The following is a 16,804-nucleotide window of genomic DNA, read 5'->3' on the forward strand; positions in this document are numbered from 1 at the left end:
GGGGGGGGGGGGGGGGCCCCTGCCGCTATTTCATTCTGCAGCGTCCGGCCCTCACCCCTGCCCCTCTCCCATACGGGAGAGGGGTTCCTCGCGCCTTTTCCTGCGAGCGGGCACGGTGACCGCCGCGCCCATCGAACTGCCGCGCTGGGCCGATAACGCGCTCGTGCCGCTGGTGTCGGTCTCGGCCGCGCTCGTCATCGCAGGCCTCGTCGTGCTGGGCATTGGCGAGAGCCCGCTGGAGGCGACCGCGCTGCTGCTGCGCGGCGCGCTGGGCTCGGCCGAGGGCATCAGCTTCACGCTCTACTACACCACGAACTTCATCTTCACGGGGCTCGCGGTCGCCGTCGCCTTCCATGCGGGGCTGTTCAATATCGGCGGCGAGGGGCAGGCGACGATCGCCGGCATCTTCGCGGCGCTGGCCTGCCTCTGGCTCGCGCCGCTGCCGGGTTTCCTGCTGGTGCCGCTGGCGGTGCTGGCGGCGGCCGGTGGTGGGGCGCTCTACGGGCTCATCCCCGGCTGGCTGCAGGCGACCCGCGGCAGCCATGTCGTCATCACCACGATCATGTTCAATTTCCTGGCCGCGATCCTGACCGTGTATCTCCTCGTCGAGATCATCGGGAAGCCCGGCTCGATGCAGCCGGAAACCGCCGAGTTCGCCTCGCATGCTATACTGACCCCGATGCACCGGCTGCTCGCGCCGCTCGGCATCAAGCTGCCGTCGACGCCGCTGAATACAGCCTTCCTGCTGGCGCTCGCCGCCCTCGTCGCGGTCTGGGCGCTGATCTTCCGCTCGCGGCTGGGCTATGCGATCCGCACCGTCGGGGCCAACCCGAGGGCCGCGACCTATGCCGGCATCTCGCCGGCGCGCATCACGATGGTGGCCATGGCGATCTCGGGGGCGTTGGCGGGCGGGCTTGCGGTCAACGAGGTGATGGGCGTGCAGCATCGTCTGCTGCTGGATTTCTCCGCCGGCTACGGTTTCGTCGGCATCGCCGTGGCGCTGATGGGGCGTGGCCATCCGGTCGGCGTCGGGCTCGCCGCGCTGCTCTTCGGCGTGCTCTACCAGGGTGGAGCGGAGCTCTCCTTCGATAAACCGAGCATCACCCGCGACATGGTCGTGGTGATCGGCGGGGTGATCATCCTGTTCGCGGGTGCGCTCGACGGGCTGTTCCGCCAGGTGGTGGCGAGCGTTCTGCGGATCGGGCGGGCAAGGTGATGATACGCCCCCTCCTGTCATTCCGGGGCGGCCCGCAGGGCCGAACCCGGAACCCACGACCGGGTGAGCCCGGCTGCAATGGCTTCAAGCGTTTTTACCCCGTCGTGGGTTCCGGGTTCGCACCTTCGGTGCGCCCCGGAATGACAGGGAGGGGCCGCTGACCATGGACGCGCTCGCCACCCTCTCCGTCATCCTCGATTCCGCGATCCGGCTGTCCGTGCCGCTGCTCTGCGCCGCGATGGCCGGCCTCTGGTCGGAGCGAGCGGGCGTCGTCGATATCGGGCTCGAGGGCAAGATGCTGATCGCCGCCTTCGCCTCGGCGGTCATCGCCGCGCAGAGCGGTTCGGCCTGGGCCGGGCTCGGCGCGGGCATCCTCGCCTCGGTGATGCTGTCGCTGGTCCACGGCTTCGCCGCGATCACCTGGCGCGGCAACCAGATCGTCTCCGGCGTCGCCATCAACATGCTGGCGGCGGGGCTGACCGTGGTCGTCGGCAACGCCTGGTTCGGCCAGGGCGGGCGCACGCCGACGCTCGAAGGCGCAGCGCGCTTCGGCGAGATCACCCTGCCCTTCGCCGCGACGCTGCGCACCCATCTTCCGGGGCTCGGCCTAGTCTATGACGAGGTGATCTCGGGCCATTCCGCGCCGGCCTATCTTGCCGTGCTCGCCCTGGTGCTGACGGCGCTCGTGCTGAAGCGCACGCGCTTCGGCCTGCGCCTGCGCGCAGTCGGCGAAAATCCGGCGGCGGTCGACACCGCCGGTATTTCGGTCGCCGGTCTGCGCTACAGCGCCGTCATCATCTGCGGCGTGCTGTGCGGGTTGGGCGGGACCTATCTCGCCGTTTCGCAATCGGCCGGTTTCCTGCCGCATATGACCGCCGGCAAGGGCTTCATCGCGCTGGCCGCCGTGATCTTCGCCAATTGGCGGCCCTGGCCGACGCTGTGGGCCTGCCTTCTGTTCGGCGGGCTGGACGCGGTGGCGATCCGACTGCAGGGCGTGGCGCTGCCCGGCATCGGGCAGGTGCCGGTGCAGGCGATCCAGGCGCTGCCTTATCTGATGACGGTGATCCTGCTCGCGGGCTTCATCGGCAAATCGACGCCGCCCAAGGCCGCCGGCCTGCCATATGTGAAGGAGCGCTGAGCCATGGCCGGAAGCACCGAGGCGATCGATTTCGAGGCGCTGTTTGCGGCCGCCGCGCGGGTGCAGACCTTCGCCTACGCCCCCTATTCGCGCTTTCGCGTCGGTGCCGCGATCCTCGGCGACGACGGCGTCGTCTATCCCGGCTGCAATGTCGAGAACGCGGCCTATCCTTCGGGAAGCTGCGCCGAACAAGGCGCGATCTCGGCCATGATCGCGGGCGGCGGCCGTCGTATCATGGCCATTCTCGTGGTCGGCGATGGCGAGGCGCTGGTCACGCCCTGCGGCGCCTGCCGCCAGCGCATCCGCGAGTTCGCCAGCCCGGACTTAGCCGTCGCGATCGCTGGACCGGACGGCATCAGGCAGCGCTTTTCGTTGGACGGCCTGTTGCCAGCATCCTTCGGACCAGACAATTTGCGCCGGTGATTTGCTTTTCCGGACCTCCTGCCGGGGCGGGTGATTGCGCGACCGGGAGACAAGCCATGGCGGCCGATCCAGTATTCGACAACGCGGCATCGACCTTGATCGACCGCGGTGTCGATGGCGTGATCGATTGCGCGATCGTGCTCGGCACGGGGCTTGGCCGGATCGCAGAGGAGATGCTGGACAGGGTCACGATCCCTTTCGCCGAGATTCCGGGATTTCCCGAAGGCGTCGTCTCCGGCCATGCCAAGCAACTGAGCTACGGCACCCTGCATGGCAAAAAGGTGCTGATTTTCGAGGGGCGGGCGCACTACTACGAAAGCGGCAATCCGGCCGTGATGCGCGTGCCGATCGGCATGCTGGCCGCGTTTGGCTCGCCGCCGCTGATCCTGACCAACGCCGCCGGCTCGCTGAAGCCCGACCTGAGACCCGGCGGGCTCGCCTTGATAACCGACCATATCAACCTGAACGGTCCAAATCCCCTCATCGGCGACATCGGCGACGGTCGATTCGTGCCGATGGTCGATGCCTATGACGTGAACCTGCGCGGACGCTTGACGCGTGCAGCGGCGAGTTCCGGCGCGCATCTCGGCGAGGGTGTCTATATGTGGTTCTCGGGCCCGAGCTTCGAGACGCCGGCCGAGATCAAAATGGCCAAGCTGCTGGGCGCCGATCTGGTCGGCATGTCGACGGTTCCGGAGGTGATTCTGGCGCGACGCTTCGGCATCCGCGTCGCCGCCATCTCGGTCATCACCAATATGGGCGCCGGCCTGCTCGGCGGCACGCCGAGCCACAGCGAGACGCGAGACGTTGCCACAGGCGCGACGACCGGGCTGCGCCGGCTCCTTCGCGCCTTCCTGTCGGAGCTCTAGGCCATGTCGGACGTGGCGATCGCAAAACGGGCGTTGGCGCTGCTCGATCTCACCGATCTGGCGGAGGATTCCAGCACGGCCAGCGTGCAGGCGCTGTGCCAGCGTGCCGTCGGCGGACCGGCGCCCGTCGCCGCGATCTGCATCTGGCCGCGCTTCATCAGCGCGGCCAAAGAAGCGCTCGGCACCTGGTCCATGCGCATCGCCACGGTGGCCAATTTTCCGGCCGGCGGCACGGATGTCGTCGCAGTCACGGACGAGACGCAGGCCGCACTCGGCGCGGGGGCCGACGAGATCGACCTCGTCCTGCCCTGGCGGGCTTTCCTGGTCGGCGATGACGCGGCGGCCGATGCCATGGTTCGCGCCGTCAGGGAGGCCTGCGGCGGCAAGACCCTCAAGGTCATCCTCGAAACCGGGGAGTATCCCGATCTCGACCGGGTGCGGGCCGCTTCCGAACTCGCCATCGCGGCCGGGGCGGATTTCATCAAAACCTCGACCGGCAAGACGGCCAACTCAGCCAGCCTGGCGGCAGCCCGTACGATGCTGGAGGTGATTGCAGCCGCGGGGCGGCCGGTCGGGCTGAAGCCTTCGGGCGGCATCCGCACGCTCGCCGACGCGGCAGCCTATCTCGCGCTAGCCGACGAGATCATGGGCCCGGGCTGGGCAAAGCCGGAGGCCTTCCGTTTCGGCGCGAGCGGGCTGCATCAGGTGCTGGTCGATGTGATCGCGGGCGGGGCGGCGGGACGCGCAAGCGGACCTTATTGAGATGAAACTGACGCAGGAAATCATCGCGGCCAAGCGCGACGGCACTGAACTGCCCGAGGCCGACATCCGCCAGATCGTCGCCGGCATCGCCGACGGCACGGTCAGCGAGGGACAGGCCGCCGCCTTCGCCATGGCGATCTTCTTCCGCGACATGACCGTCAAGGAGCGCGTCGCGCTGACGCTTTCCATGCGCGATTCCGGCACGGTGCTGAACTGGGACGATCTGCCCGGCCCGGCGCTCGACAAGCATTCGACCGGCGGCGTCGGCGATACGGTGAGCCTGCCGCTGGCGGCTGCGGTCGCGGCCTGCGGCGGCTATGTGCCGATGATTTCGGGGCGCGGCCTCGGCCACACCGGCGGTACGCTCGACAAGCTCGACGCTGTGCCCGGCTATGTGACGCAGCCGGACAACGACCTCTTCCGCAAGGTGGTTCGCGAGCAGGGCTGCGCCATCATCGGCCAGACGGCCGATCTGGCGCCGGCCGACAAGAGGCTCTACGCGATCCGCGACGTCACCGCGACGGTGGAGACGATTCCGCTGATCACCTCCTCGATCCTGTCGAAAAAGCTCGCGGCCGGGCTGCACGGCTTGGTGATGGATGTGAAATACGGTTCGGGCGCCTTCCTGCCGGACTATGCGAAGGCGCGTGCGCTGGCCGATGCGTTGGTCGACGTCGCCAATGGCGCTGGGCTACCGACCACGGCGCTGATGACCGACATGGACGAGCCGCTGGCGAGCGCCGCCGGCAACGCCCTGGAAGTCGCCTACGCCATCGATCACCTGACGGGTCAGCGGCGCGAGCCGCGCTTCCACGAGGTTACGGTCACGCTCGGCGCCGAGATGCTGCTGCTGGGACGGCTCGCGGCCGATATCGACGAGGCCAGGGCGAAGATCGAAGCGGCCTTCGCCAGTGGGGCGGCGGCCGAGCGCTTCACGCGCATGGTCGTGGCGCTGGGCGGGCCGGCCGACCTGTTGGAGCAGCCCGGGAACCATCTCGCCGCCGCGCCGATCGCCAGGCCGGTCTTTGCCGCTGCGCCCGGCACGGTCCAGGCCATCGATACGCGCGGCGTCGGCCAGGCCGTCGTGGCGCTCGGCGGCGGACGAACGCGGCCGCAGGATGCGATCGACCACGCCGTCGGCATCGTCGCACTGGCGGAACTGGGCGACGCTGTCGGACCCGATCATCCGCTCGGCATCGTCCATGCCCGCGACGAGGCCGGTTTCGCCAAAGCGGAGGCACGCTTGCGCGATGCCTATCGCCTGGGAGAGGGTACGCCGCAGCGCGGCCGCCTGATCGCGGACCGCATCACGGAGAGATCGCACGCATGAGCCTGCTTCTGGCAATGACCGGCTGGCATGTCGAGGATTGGCGCGCACGCTTCCAGGCGCTGCTGCCGGAGATGCCGATCGTGACGCTCGGAGAGCCCTTCGACCGGCGCTCGGTGCATTACGTCGCGAGCTGGAAGCATCCCGAGGGCAGCCTCGCGGGTCTGCCGAACCTGGCGGCCGTGTTTTCGCTGGGCGCCGGCGTCGACCATCTCTTCGCCGATACCCGCCTGCCCGAGGTGCCGATCGCCCGCGTCGTCGATCCAGACCTGACGACGCGGATGAGCGAATATGTCGTGCTGCACTGCCTGCGCTATCTGCGCCAGCAGCCGCGCTACGACCGCCAGCAGACCGAGAAGAGCTGGGAGGACGACCGCAACCAGCCGGCCGCGCGCTCGGTGCGCGTCGGCATCATGGGGCTGGGCGAACTCGGCCTCGATGCGGCCCGCAAGCTCCAGGTGATGGGCTTCGATGTCGCCGGCTGGAGCCGTTCGCCCAAGACGATCGAAGGGCTTTCGACCTTCGCCGGCTCAGAGGGCATGACGACCTTCCTCGCCCGCACCGACATTCTGGTGAGCCTGCTGCCGCTGACGCCGGAGACGCGCGGGACGATCAACGCCACGCTGCTCGCCGGTCTCGCGCAGGATGGCCGGCTCGGCGGGCCCTTCCTGATCAATGCCGGCCGCGGCGGACTTCAGGTCGAGGCCGACATTCTGGCCGCGCTGGAGGCCGGCACGCTGGAGGGGGCGACGCTCGACGTGTTCGAGACTGAGCCGCTGCCAACGGAGTCCCCGCTCTGGACTCACCCGGCCGTGACGGTCACGCCCCACAACGCGGCGATGTCGGAGCCCGAAGCGATCGCGACGCTGATCGCGGCCCAGATCCGCCGGCTAGAGGCGGGCGAGCCGCTGGAGCATGTCGTCGATCCGGCGCGGGGCTACTGAGCCTCAAGTCTCGCGGGAGACATAGGCCTTGAACGCCTCGGCATGATCGGGGTGCCAGCGCGACAAAGGTGGCCGGTTCTCGATGATGTCGCCCATCGCCCAGGCCATGCGCTTCTCGTCGAGTTCGCGCGGCGTGTCGGCATCGGGGCACAGGATGTAGAAATCGCCCTGCTCCAGCCGCTCCAGCATGAAGGCGACCGTCTGCTCCGGCGTCCAGGCGCCGGCGGGCTTCTCGGTGCGGCCCCGCGCCGTCAGGCCGGTGAAGACGAAGCCGGGGATCAGCAGATGGGCGCTGATCCGAGAGCCTTCCCGTCCACGCAATTCATGTTGCAGCGCCTCGGTGAAGGTTTTCACCGCCGTCTTGGAGACGTTGTAGGCCGGGTCTCCTGGCGGCGTCGTGATGCCCTGCTTTGAGCCGGTGTTGATGATCAGGCCGGGCTGGCCTGCTTCGATCATGGCCGGCGCAAAGACCTGGCAGCCATGGATCACGCCCCAGAGATTGACCGCCAGAATGCGCTGCCAGTCCTCCCAGGGCGAGAAGACCGCACTGCCCGGCTGAATGCCGGCATTGTTCATTACAACATGAACGGCCCCGAAGCGGCCCATCACCTCGTCGCGCAAAGCCTCCAGCGCGGCGCGGTCGGCGACGTCGAGCGGCCGGATCAACACCTCGGCCCCGGACTCGCCGAGGTCTCCCGCTGCCTGCTCGAGCGCGGCCGCGTCGCGATCGACCAGGACGAGCTTCAGGCCCTGACGCGAGAAGGCACGGGCGGCCGCCAGCCCGATGCCGGAGGCGGCGCCCGTGACCAGCGCGACATGGCCGGGGGCGAGGGCTTCGATCGCTGTCATCGGGCTTGGACCTTTCAGAGCGCGCCATCGCGTCAGGAGGTCTGGTTGCCACCCGACGGGGGCATGAGCAAGGCAGGGCCCCGTCGCTGGCTTGGGAGCGGTCGGACGCGGCTTCATCCGATCGTTACCGATCCGTCTTGGCCCTGCAATTCGGGACGGCGCAGATGCGCGCAACCTGCCAACCCGGAGCCTCCCATGCGCCTTTCCCTGATCGCAGCCCTGCTGCTGTCCTCCACCATCCTCGCCGGCGCTCAGGATGCGCCGAAGGAATTTCCGGCCAAGCTGCTGGGCCATGCCCTGTTGCCGGCCAACACCATGGTCGCGGCCCCCGCCGATGCACCGGCCGATCTCAAGGTCTCCGGCAAGTTCGTCGCGCCCGGCAAGCGCAATGAGGCGATCGGCAGCGTGATGGGTCTGTCGGGCGGCCGCCCGACCGGGCTCTCCACACCGTTCCAGGGTCAGCCGGTGCAGGGCTTTTCGGGCATCCGCTCGCTCGGCAATGGCGAATTCCTGGTGCTGACCGATAACGGCTTCGGCTCCAAGGCCAATTCGCCCGACGCGATGCTGTTCTTCCACCGCATCAAGGCCGATTTCGCCGGCGGCAAGATCGAGCGGACCGCCACCACCTTCCTGCACGACCCCGATAAGAAGGTGCCGTTCCGCATCGCCAATGAAGGCACCGAGAAGCGCTACCTCACCGGCGCGGATTTCGATCCCGAGTCGATCCAGCCGATCGGAGGCAAGTTCTGGATCGGTGAGGAGTTCGGCCCCTATCTGATGCGCGTCGACGCCACCGGCAAGGTCGAGGCCGTGTTCGAGACCATGGTCGATGGCAAGCCCGCACGCTCGCCCGACCATTTTGCCGTCACCACGCCGGCGGCCCCCAACCTGCCGGTCGCGTTCAATGTCCGCCGCTCCAAGGGCTATGAGGGCATGGCGCAGTCGCCGGACGGGCGCTTCTTGTATCCGTTGCTGGAAGGCCCGCTCTGGAACGCCGAAACCAAGGGCAATGAGGAGGTCGACGGCAAGGAAGTCCTGCGCATCCTCGAATTCGACGTCGCGGCTGAAAAATGGACCGGGCGCTCCTGGTTCTTCCCGCTGGAGCAGAAGGGCCTCGCCATCGGCGACTTCAACATGATCGATGCGACGACGGCGCTGATCATCGAGCGCGACAACGGCGAGGGCACCGCCGACCGCGCCTGCGCCACCGGACAACGAGGCCCGGACTGCTTCCACGACCTCGCCAAGTTCAAGCGGATCGTGAAGATCGAGATGACCGACGCCAATGTCGGCAAGTCGGTCCGCAAGATCGGCTTCATCGATCTGATGAAGATCGCCGACCCGGACAAGAAGGCCGTCCAGGGCGCCATCGACGGCGTGCTGCCCTTCCCCTTCTTCACCATCGAGAATGTCGACGTCGTCGATCGCGCCAACGGCGTCATCGTCGTCGGCAACGACAACAACCTGCCCTTCTCCTCCTCACGCGACCCGAAGAAGGCCGATGACAACGAGCTCGTTCTGCTGTCGGTGAAGGAGTTGCTCGACGCGAAGTGAGGACGACGGACACTCGAGATGCTCGGGCTTGACCCGAGCATCTCATAACGATCGCCCTGGTTTCCGAGATGGTCGGGTCAAGCCCGACCCTGACGGCTCGATTTAACTGATTCGCTTGTCTGGCGAATCGCAGAGATCGTTCTGGATGCAGCGCCCGCATTCCGGTCTCAGCGCCTTGCAGGTGTAGCGGCCGTGCAGGATGAGCCAATGATGCGCGTGGCGGCCGAACGCGGCCGGCACGGCCTTTTCCAGGCCCAGTTCGACCTCAAGCACGTTCCTGCCCGGCGCGATGCGCAGGCGGTTGCCGACGCGGAAGACATGGGTGTCGACGGCGTGGGTGATCTCGCCGAAGGCGATGTTGAGCACGACATTGGCGGTCTTGCGGCCGACGCCCGGCAGGCTTTCCAGCTCGGCGCGGGTCGTCGGCACCTCGCCGCCGAATTCGGCGATCAGCTTCTCGCAGAGCGCGATGACATTCTTCGCCTTGGTGCGGAACAGGCCGATCGTGCGGACATGCTCGCGCACGACCTCTTCGCCGAGCGCGAGCATCTTTTGCGGCGTATCGGCGATCTCGAAGAGTTTGCGCGTCGCCTTGTTGACGCCGACATCCGTCGCCTGGGCCGAGAGCACGACGGCCACCAGCAAGGTGAAGGCGTTGACGTAGTCGAGCTCGCCCTTGGGCTCGGGATTGGCGGCCTCGAAGCGGGTGAAGATCTCGCGGACGCCGGCGGCGCTGCGCGCACGCGGTTTCGTGATCGGCTTGGGCGCAGGGGCGCGGCGCTTTGGCCCAGGCTTGGCCCTGTTTTCTTGCGTCATGGGGGCGTTATAGTCGGCACATGGACCTCGGCAAGCGCGTTTCGACGGAGCCGGAAGACGACGCTCCGGCTCGCGCCGAGCGGCCGGTCTTCGACGCCACGATCACGCCGCATCGCTCGCTGGACCGCAATGCCTTCCGCATCGTGATGACGCTGGTCTGCCTTGCAGCCATTGCCTCCTCGATCCCGTTCATGGTGCTCGGCGCCTGGCCCGTGGCTGGCTTCATGGGGCTGGATGTGGTTGCGCTCTTTATCGCCTTCCAGGTGAACTTCCGTCATGCACGGGCCTTCGAGCGCATCGTCGTGACTCCGCTGGAGGTCCAACTGCGGAAGGTCTCGCATCAGGGGCAGGAGGCCGTCTGGCGCTCGAACCCGGCCTGGACGAAGCTGGAGCGGCAGGACGACGAGGATTACGGGCTGCTGCGGCTCAGTCTCGTTTCGCGCGGACGCAGCGTGGCGGTTGCCGCGGCCTTGTCGCCGGCCGAGCGCGAAGGCTTCGCCGACGCGCTCGGTACCGCGCTGGCGAAGGCGCGGCGCGGGCCAGATCACGGGACGGCGTAAAGCGCGGGACCGCATGAGCTTGCCAGCTTTCGGGTGGAGTCGGCAGGCCGCGCTCCCTAGTTTCGCCTCATGATCGATGATGCGAAGGTGACGGCGATGACCGCTCATATCCAGAAGCTCGGCGTGATGACGCCGACCCGTTTTTCCAATGCCGTGCTGGCCCGCGCCGTCGAGGCCATGCCGACCGAGGCGGATTTTCCGTCTGTCGCGCCGGGCTCCGATTACGACACGGTGCGGCGCATCCTCGCTTTCATCACCGAGAACTGGCGCGCGCAGCCGACGATCGAGGCGATCGCGGAAGCGGCCGGGGCGACGCCGACCGATGTCCACCACCTGTTCCGGCGCTGGTGCGGGCTGACGCCGAAGGCCTTCCTGCAGGCGATCACGCTCGACCACGCCAAGGGTTTGCTCGGCGCATCCGTCAGCGTGCTCGACACCGCGCTGGAGGTCGGATTATCGGGGCCAGGCCGGCTGCACGATCTCTTCGTGACGCATGAGGCGATGTCGCCCGGCGAATGGAAGGCTGGCGGCGGCGGGCTTGTGCTCTCCTATGGCTTCCACGCCTCCCCGTTCGGCGAGGCGCTGGTCGTCACGACGGAGCGCGGACTCGCCGGGCTCGGCTGGGTGTCGGACAAGCTCGACGGCGGCAAGGTCGTCGGTGGGCGGGCGGAGGCGCTGGCCGACATGATGCGGCGCTGGCCCCATGCGGACTATCGCTTCGACCCGCAGGCGACCGCGCCCTATGCGGGGCGCATCTTCGATCCCAAGGCCTGGGCAGCCGAGACGCCGCTGCGCGTCGTGCTGATCGGCACGGATTTCGAGGTCCGGGTCTGGGAGACACTGCTGCGGATTCCGGTCGGTCGGGCCACGACCTATGGCGACGTGGCCTGCCGGATCGGCAAGCCGACAGCCGCGCGCGCGGTCGGCATGGCGGTCGGCCGGAACCCGATCTCCTTCGTCGTGCCCTGCCACCGTGTCATCGGCAAATCCGGCGCGCTGACCGGCTATCACTGGGGCCTGACGCGCAAGCGCGCCATCCTCGGCTGGGAGGCCGGGCAGATCGCGGCCGGCTGAGCCGCCCGTTTCGTTTTTCGGCTCAATCCTTCAGGTACATGTCCCAACAGGGCGAGAGCGCGACCAGCTTTCGTCCGCGCAAAGCGTCCTCGAAATGCTGGCGGATGGAGTCGCGCGCTGCGGTTGGAGGGCATTTCGGCGCGAGGATCGCGTCCGTCTGAGCCAGTTCCGCGAGGGTGTCGGGTTCCAGCGCCGGCGTGCTGCGTCCGGGATCCATGCCGATCGGGACATGGCGCGGCGGCGTCCGGTCGAGCAGGCGATTGAAGGGGTCGACGAAGTCGAGCGTCAGGAAGCCGTTGAGCCTGCGGCCATGGGCGACTTCCCAGGCGCGAATGGCGTCGACGCCTTGGCGGACCTCAAGCAGCCAGGTCGCCTGATAGTCGATCTCGGAATAGAGGATGTAGGAGGGTGGGAGATCACGCCGCGCGAGATCGCGATAGCTTTCCTGCTGTGTCGCGTAGTGCTCCAGCATCCCGGCGGCGCGCGCGGCCATGTCGGCTTTCAGGCTGACGCGACCGAGCGGGCCGAGTTCAGGTGCGTCGAGCGCGACATGGCCGACCGTGCCCAGCATGGCGCGGGCGCTGCGCTCGACGAAGATCACCGCGCTCGGCAGCGCGACAGCGAGCGCGAGCACCAGCACCGCCGGCTTCAAGGTATCTTGCCGCCCGCGCCAGTCGAGCAGGATGAGCAGCAGGATCGGCCACAGCCCGATATATTCGAGCGAGCCGGTGTTCTGCGTCTCGAAGAAGGTCAGCGCCATGAGCGCCGCCGCCAGCCAGCCGAGATTCGAGGCCAGCAGCTTGCGCAGGCCAGCGAGCGAAAATGTCAGGCCCTCGCGCCAGGACGCCAGCGCCAGCGCGCCGAGCAGGAGCAGGCAAGGCCCGACGACGTTGAACTTGACCGAGGCGACGGTGAGGAAGCGCGGCAGCAGCGCGCCGGTGTTGAGCGCCAGCAGTGCCAGGATGTCGGCGATATAGGCGCGCACCAGCCCGGTCGCGAGATCGAGCGCGCCGAGCGCGGCGAGGACCAGCCCAGCGGCGACAACCGCATCGCGCAGGCGCAGGCGGCCGGCGAGGATGGCGTAGCCGACCAGAAGCGCGCCAGTCACGGCGCCGGTGATCTTGACCAGCACCAGCGTCAGCATCAGCGCCGCTACCAGCCCGGTCGTCAGGCGGCGATCCTGCATGAACAGCAGCGTCGCGATCAGCAGATAGAGCAGCAGGGCGACATGGCGATTGTAATGCCCGTAGCCGTCAAAACCGGGCATCGGGTAGAGGCTATGCAGGTTGATCGGCAACGAAGCGAACAGCAGGAACGGCAGCAACAGCGCCAGCGCCAAAGGGCGCGACTTTGCCGAAACGGAGCCGCAGATGATGGCCGCGACCGGCAGCAGCACGGGCAGCAGCGCCCAGTTCACCAGCAGCATCGGCTGGGCACGCGGGAAGAGCGCATCCAGCAGCGCCGCGCCGTAATAGCCGAGCGGACCGACCGGGGCGAAGAAATCGAGGCTCGGGACCTGACCCATGCGGATGCGCTGGACGGCGTCGAGATAAACGGTCGTGTCCCAGGCGTTGGGTCCGAGCGGCAGGCGAAGCGGCAGGCTCAGCGCCGCAGCGGCCACGAGCGCAAAGGCCACGACCCAGAAAGCGGGCGTGCCGATGAGTTGGGTGAGCCGGGCGGAAGGCCGCTGCGATGCGGCAAGCGGCGCACCGAGATTTCCAACCGACATGCCGCCTCCACCGCCCGATGATGCGCGCGACCTTGCGGGGTAATCGTTACCCCAAGCCTGCGCCGATCCTCGAAAAGCTGGGATTTCGCGGCGTCGTCCAGACGAATCGCTGAAACTGGTTTCCGGGTGGGGTTAACCGCGCGCGATCTCGGCAAAGCGTCCGGGCAGCATAAAGCCATGGCGCAGCGGGTCGTCGGCCTCGATGGCGAAGGTGCCCTCGCCCGCGAAATAGCCCGTCCCGCCCACAGCGATGGTGACCGCGCCTGGCGCGCGGCCATCCGCGCCGCCCAGCACGCGGCCGGTGAAGCTGCCGCCCGTGATGCTGCGGAAACGCCGCGTCTCCCCCGTCGCGACGAGCCCCTTGGCATGGTCCAGCGCCATCCGCGCGGTGACGCCGGAGCCGGTCGGCGAGCGGTCGATCTGGCGCTCGGCAAAGATGCAGAGATTGAAGCTCGTCTCGCCGGGCTGAGCCTCGTCCGTGATGATCGTGCCATAGAGGAAGCTCAGATCAGGCTCGGTTGGATGCGTGATCGAAAGCGTCGCGCGGACCTTGTCGGTGAGGGCGGCGGCCGCTTCGGTCAGTGCCGCGACGGGCGTGTCGAACAGATCGAGCCCGAAGCGGGAGGCCGGCAGGATGCAGTAGAAGGCGCCGCCATAGGCGATGTCGGTGGTGATCGCGCCGAAGGCCGGCACCTCGACGACGAGATCGCGGGCGAAGACGAAGGCCGGCACGCTTTCGAAGACGACGCTTTCGACCTTGCCGTCATGGAGCGTACATTCCAGCCACAGCAGGCCGCAGGGCGCCTCGATGGCGAAACGCGTCACCGGCTCGACCGCCGGCACCAGACCATGCTCGACCGCATAACGGCCCAGCGCGATGGTCGCGTGGCCACACATGGTCGAGTAGCCCTCGTTATGGGTGAACAGAACGCCGAAGGCGGCGTCAGGATGGGAGGCCGTGACCGGGATCACGCCATACATGCCGGCATGGCCGCGCGGCTCCAGCATCATCGCGCGGCGCAGATGATCGTGGTTCTCGCGCGCGTCGCGGCGCTTGTCGAGGATCGTCGCGCCCTTGAGCTCGGGATAGCCTGATGTGACGATGCGAACCGGCTCGCCGCAGGTGTGATAGTCGAGATAGCTCAGGCGCATCTGTCTTCTCCAACGTCATTGCGAGCGCAGCGAAGCAATCCAGCGTCTCGCGCAGTCCCCTGGATTGCTTCGCTTCGCTCGCAATGACGACAATCCGCTCATACTTGTTCGGCTTGCCGGCGCGGCGGATCGCAGCCCGGCCTGGTGCAGCTATCGGCTGCAGCTTCGCAGGCGAAGGCCAGCGCGGCTCGCAAATCCTCGCCGGTCGCGTCCTTCAAGCCCGGCCCAAGCCTGCCGCGCGCGGCCAGCACGGCGAGGAAGCCGCCGATGAAGGTGTCGCCCGCGCCGACCGTATCAACAACAACGACCGGCGGCGCGGTGGCAGCAAGAGCGCCCTCCGGGCCGTAACAGACGGCGCCATCTGGCCCTCGCGTGACGAGGACGAGACGGGCGCCAAGACCGTGCCAGCGTCGGGCAATCTTATCGGCCGGCTCGCCCGGATATAGCCAGGAGAGGTCGTCGAGGCTCGCCTTGACGATGTCGACTTGGCCGATGCGGGCCTCGATCAGGGGCAGGACAAGATCCCGCTCCGGCAGGACAGAGGCGCGGATGTTGATGTCGTAGCTGATCGTCGCGCCTTGATGGCGGGCGCTCGCGGCGAGAGAGGTCACGGCTTCACCCGAGGGACCGACAGTCGCGCCGAAGGAGGCGGCATGGAGATGGACCGCGCTGGGCGGCATGTGGCGGGGTGTGCCATTCGGCTCGGCATGGGCCGTGCCGGCGAGATGCAGCGCGAATTCCGGCACGCCATCGGGGCCGAGCGGCGAGACGATCGCGACGGCCGTCGGCAGGGGGCTGTCATGGATCAGCGCCATGCCGATGCCTTCGGCCATCAGCGCTGCGCGGAAGCGGCGACCAAGCGCGTCGGTGGAGAGCGGGCCGGCATAGGTTGGCTTCGCGCCGAAACGGGCGAGTGCCAGCGCGGCATTGAAGCCGGAGCCGCCGAGCACGGCTTCATAGTGCCGGCCGTCCGCGTCGCGCGGGATGAAGTCGCCGATCGCCTCGCCGACGACGAGGATGTCGGCTGTGCTCACAGCAGGCCGCGCTTCGCCAGGCTCCGCATCAGATGGGAGGTGCCGAAGGTCCAGGGCTCACATTCGTCGGTGCGCTTCATGCGATTGACCAGGGCGCCGAGCTCGGGCGCGGCGATCGTGACGATGTCGCCGTATTTATGCGTGAAGCCACCGCCGACCGTGTCGCGGTCCTTGATCGGCGCGAACATGGTGCCGAGATAGAGCGCCGCGCCGTCGGGATATTGGTGATGCGGTCCGATCATCTGGCTGGCGAGATCGGCGGGGTCGCGGCTGATCTTGGCGATCGAGGACGAGCCCTCCAGGGTGAAGCCGTCCTCACCCTCGACCGTCAGCGTGACAGTGGTGTTGCGGACATGGTCGAGCGTGAAGCCTGCATCAAACAGGCGGATGAACGGGCCGACCGCGGCGGCGGCGTTGTTGTCCTTGGCCTTGCCGAGCAGGAGCGCGGAGCGGCCCTCGACATCGCGCAGATTGACGTCGTTGCCGAGCGTGGCTCCGACGATGCGGCCGTCGGAGGCCACGACCAGCACGATCTCCGGCTCGGGGTTGTTCCAGGTCGAGGACGGGTGCAGGCCGGCGTCGAAGCCGGTGCCGACGGAGGACATCGGCGCCGCCTTGGTGAAGATCTCGGCATCGGGGCCGATGCCGACCTCGAGATACTGGCTCCAGGCGCCCTGCCCGATCAGCACCTCCTTGAGATGCATCGCCTCGGGCGAGCCCGGCTTGAGCTTGGAGAGATCGTCGCCGATGAGCTTGCCGATTTCCTCGCGGATCGTCACGGCGGCGGCCGGGTTGCCGCGCGCCTTCTCCTCGATGACGCGCTCCAGCATCGAGACCGCAAAGGTGACGCCGGCCGCCTTGACCACCTGCAGATCGAGCGGCGAGAGCAGCCAGGGTTTCTCCGCGTCGCGACCGTCGGCGGGGGTGTTGGTGAGGATGTCCGCGAGCGAGCCCAGCGGCTCGCCGGGGGCCGCGCGCAGCGCAGCCGCCGCATCGGGCGTCTCGCAAAGATCGCGGCTGGTCGGGAAGGTGCGGGTGACGTCGATGAGCATGCCGTCGCGCAGGGTCACGATCGCGGGACCCGCGACATCGGGTCGCCAGACGCGGCCGAGCAGGGCGGCATCGGCCGCGTCCTTCGGCAGGGTCTGGTCTGGCGTCAGCGTGAGGCTCGGCATGGCTGTTATCCGTCTGAGGGCTGAGTTGGGCGGGGGAGAACAGCGCCTTCCGAGCGATTGCGCAAGAGGCCTCCGGATCGAGGGGCCTCGGCGCGGTACATGACTGTCATCATTTTGTCATTGAAACGTCGCCTGTCCTTCATGCTAGCTTGCGCACCAACAAGAACAGTGGCTCCGCCCAT

16 protein-coding genes are annotated in these 16,804 nt (G+C 68.0%); 10 read left to right on the top strand and 6 right to left on the bottom strand.

All coding sequences use genetic code 11. The features are described 5' to 3' along the window. Positions 1–115 precede the first annotated feature (115 nt). The 7 genes from IP69_RS08915 to IP69_RS08945 all read left to right on the top strand — a co-directional run bounded on the left by IP69_RS08915 (position 116) and on the right by IP69_RS08945 (position 6,679). Positions 116–1,216, top strand: coding sequence for an ABC transporter permease (locus tag IP69_RS08915; RefSeq protein WP_054142474.1), 1,101 nt, complete (start codon positions 116–118; stop codon positions 1,214–1,216). A 163-nt stretch (positions 1,217–1,379) separates the two neighbouring features. Next, on the top strand, positions 1,380–2,354 hold the full coding sequence (locus tag IP69_RS08920; RefSeq protein WP_054142475.1) for an ABC transporter permease: 975 nt from the start codon (positions 1,380–1,382) through the stop codon (positions 2,352–2,354). A gap of 3 nt (positions 2,355–2,357) precedes the next feature. After that, positions 2,358–2,777: a cytidine deaminase gene (locus tag IP69_RS08925; RefSeq protein ID WP_054142476.1), complete on the top strand. Its 420-nt coding sequence runs from the start codon at positions 2,358–2,360 to the stop codon at positions 2,775–2,777. A 56-nt stretch (positions 2,778–2,833) separates the two neighbouring features. Continuing rightward, the gene (locus IP69_RS08930) at positions 2,834–3,646 is read left to right on the top strand and encodes a purine-nucleoside phosphorylase (protein ID WP_054142477.1); all 813 of its coding nucleotides are present in this window, start codon (positions 2,834–2,836) and stop codon (positions 3,644–3,646) included. Between the two features lie 3 nt (positions 3,647–3,649). Next, positions 3,650–4,408, top strand: a complete 759-nt coding sequence (deoC, locus tag IP69_RS08935) for a deoxyribose-phosphate aldolase (protein ID WP_054142478.1) — start codon at positions 3,650–3,652, stop codon at positions 4,406–4,408. Position 4,409: 1 nt separating this feature from the next. Further along, positions 4,410–5,738 (top strand): thymidine phosphorylase, encoded by a 1,329-nt coding sequence (gene deoA, locus IP69_RS08940; RefSeq protein WP_054142479.1) that lies wholly within the window; start codon positions 4,410–4,412, stop codon positions 5,736–5,738. Further along, entirely contained in the window at positions 5,735–6,679 is a 945-nt protein-coding gene (locus IP69_RS08945) for a glyoxylate/hydroxypyruvate reductase A (protein WP_054142480.1), read from the top strand. Before deoA ends, IP69_RS08945 begins: the two co-directional genes overlap by 4 nt. A 3-nt stretch (positions 6,680–6,682) precedes the next feature. Here the strand turns inward: IP69_RS08945 and IP69_RS08950 are convergent, their stop codons facing one another. Beyond that, positions 6,683–7,528: an SDR family NAD(P)-dependent oxidoreductase gene (locus IP69_RS08950; RefSeq protein WP_054142481.1), complete on the bottom strand. Its 846-nt coding sequence runs from the start codon at positions 7,526–7,528 to the stop codon at positions 6,683–6,685. Positions 7,529–7,723: 195 nt separating this feature from the next. Between IP69_RS08950 and IP69_RS08955 the strand changes: the two genes are divergently transcribed. Further along, the gene (locus tag IP69_RS08955; RefSeq protein ID WP_054142482.1) at positions 7,724–9,082 is read left to right on the top strand and encodes an esterase-like activity of phytase family protein; all 1,359 of its coding nucleotides are present in this window, start codon (positions 7,724–7,726) and stop codon (positions 9,080–9,082) included. A gap of 102 nt (positions 9,083–9,184) precedes the next feature. Here IP69_RS08955 and nth read toward each other — a convergent pair whose 3' ends face one another. Then, positions 9,185–9,898: an endonuclease III gene (gene nth, locus IP69_RS08960; RefSeq protein WP_054142483.1), complete on the bottom strand. Its 714-nt coding sequence runs from the start codon at positions 9,896–9,898 to the stop codon at positions 9,185–9,187. Positions 9,899–9,918: 20 nt separating this feature from the next. Here nth and IP69_RS08965 point away from each other — a divergent pair, with 20 nt between their 5' ends. Then, positions 9,919–10,458 carry a DUF2244 domain-containing protein gene (locus IP69_RS08965; RefSeq protein ID WP_082359170.1) on the top strand — a complete coding sequence of 180 codons (540 nt, stop codon included), beginning with the start codon at positions 9,919–9,921 and terminating at the stop codon, positions 10,456–10,458. Positions 10,459–10,635: 177 nt separating this feature from the next. Then, positions 10,636–11,532: a methylated-DNA--[protein]-cysteine S-methyltransferase gene (locus IP69_RS08970; protein ID WP_054142600.1), complete on the top strand. Its 897-nt coding sequence runs from the start codon at positions 10,636–10,638 to the stop codon at positions 11,530–11,532. Between the two features lie 22 nt (positions 11,533–11,554). On the opposite strand, the gene IP69_RS08975 is transcribed toward IP69_RS08970, so the two are convergent. The 4 genes from IP69_RS08975 to IP69_RS08990 all read right to left on the bottom strand — a co-directional run bounded on the left by IP69_RS08975 (position 11,555) and on the right by IP69_RS08990 (position 16,622). Further along, positions 11,555–13,261, bottom strand: a complete 1,707-nt coding sequence (locus tag IP69_RS08975) for a hypothetical protein (RefSeq protein WP_054142484.1) — start codon at positions 13,259–13,261, stop codon at positions 11,555–11,557. Between the two features lie 132 nt (positions 13,262–13,393). Then, positions 13,394–14,413, bottom strand: a complete 1,020-nt coding sequence (locus IP69_RS08980) for a proline racemase family protein (RefSeq protein WP_054142485.1) — start codon at positions 14,411–14,413, stop codon at positions 13,394–13,396. A 98-nt stretch (positions 14,414–14,511) separates the two neighbouring features. Next, a complete protein-coding gene (locus IP69_RS08985; protein WP_054142486.1) occupies positions 14,512–15,447 on the bottom strand; it encodes a carbohydrate kinase in 936 nt (311 codons plus the stop codon). Continuing rightward, positions 15,444–16,622, bottom strand: coding sequence for a fumarylacetoacetate hydrolase family protein (locus tag IP69_RS08990; protein WP_054142487.1), 1,179 nt, complete (start codon positions 16,620–16,622; stop codon positions 15,444–15,446). Before IP69_RS08990 ends, IP69_RS08985 begins: the two co-directional genes overlap by 4 nt. Positions 16,623–16,804: the final 182 nt, after the last annotated feature.

This window comes from Allobosea sp. AAP35 (assembly GCF_001295925.1).
Classification (GTDB): Bacteria; Pseudomonadota; Alphaproteobacteria; order Rhizobiales; family Beijerinckiaceae; genus Allobosea.

Coding starts and splice junctions, on each gene's coding strand:
- IP69_RS08920 (WP_054142475.1), top strand. CDS start 1,380: ATGGACGCGCTCGCCACCCTCTCCGTCATCCTCGATTCCGCGATCCGG.
- IP69_RS08925 (WP_054142476.1), top strand. CDS start 2,358: ATGGCCGGAAGCACCGAGGCGATCGATTTCGAGGCGCTGTTTGCGGCC.
- IP69_RS08930 (WP_054142477.1), top strand. CDS start 2,834: ATGGCGGCCGATCCAGTATTCGACAACGCGGCATCGACCTTGATCGAC.
- deoC (WP_054142478.1), top strand. CDS start 3,650: ATGTCGGACGTGGCGATCGCAAAACGGGCGTTGGCGCTGCTCGATCTC.
- deoA (WP_054142479.1), top strand. CDS start 4,410: ATGAAACTGACGCAGGAAATCATCGCGGCCAAGCGCGACGGCACTGAA.
- IP69_RS08945 (WP_054142480.1), top strand. CDS start 5,735: ATGAGCCTGCTTCTGGCAATGACCGGCTGGCATGTCGAGGATTGGCGC.
- IP69_RS08950 (WP_054142481.1), bottom strand. CDS start 7,528: ATGACAGCGATCGAAGCCCTCGCCCCCGGCCATGTCGCGCTGGTCACG.
- IP69_RS08955 (WP_054142482.1), top strand. CDS start 7,724: ATGCGCCTTTCCCTGATCGCAGCCCTGCTGCTGTCCTCCACCATCCTC.
- nth (WP_054142483.1), bottom strand. CDS start 9,898: ATGACGCAAGAAAACAGGGCCAAGCCTGGGCCAAAGCGCCGCGCCCCT.
- IP69_RS08965 (WP_082359170.1), top strand. CDS start 9,919: ATGGACCTCGGCAAGCGCGTTTCGACGGAGCCGGAAGACGACGCTCCG.
- IP69_RS08970 (WP_054142600.1), top strand. CDS start 10,636: ATGCCGACCGAGGCGGATTTTCCGTCTGTCGCGCCGGGCTCCGATTAC.
- IP69_RS08975 (WP_054142484.1), bottom strand. CDS start 13,261: ATGTCGGTTGGAAATCTCGGTGCGCCGCTTGCCGCATCGCAGCGGCCT.
- IP69_RS08980 (WP_054142485.1), bottom strand. CDS start 14,413: ATGCGCCTGAGCTATCTCGACTATCACACCTGCGGCGAGCCGGTTCGC.
- IP69_RS08990 (WP_054142487.1), bottom strand. CDS start 16,622: ATGCCGAGCCTCACGCTGACGCCAGACCAGACCCTGCCGAAGGACGCG.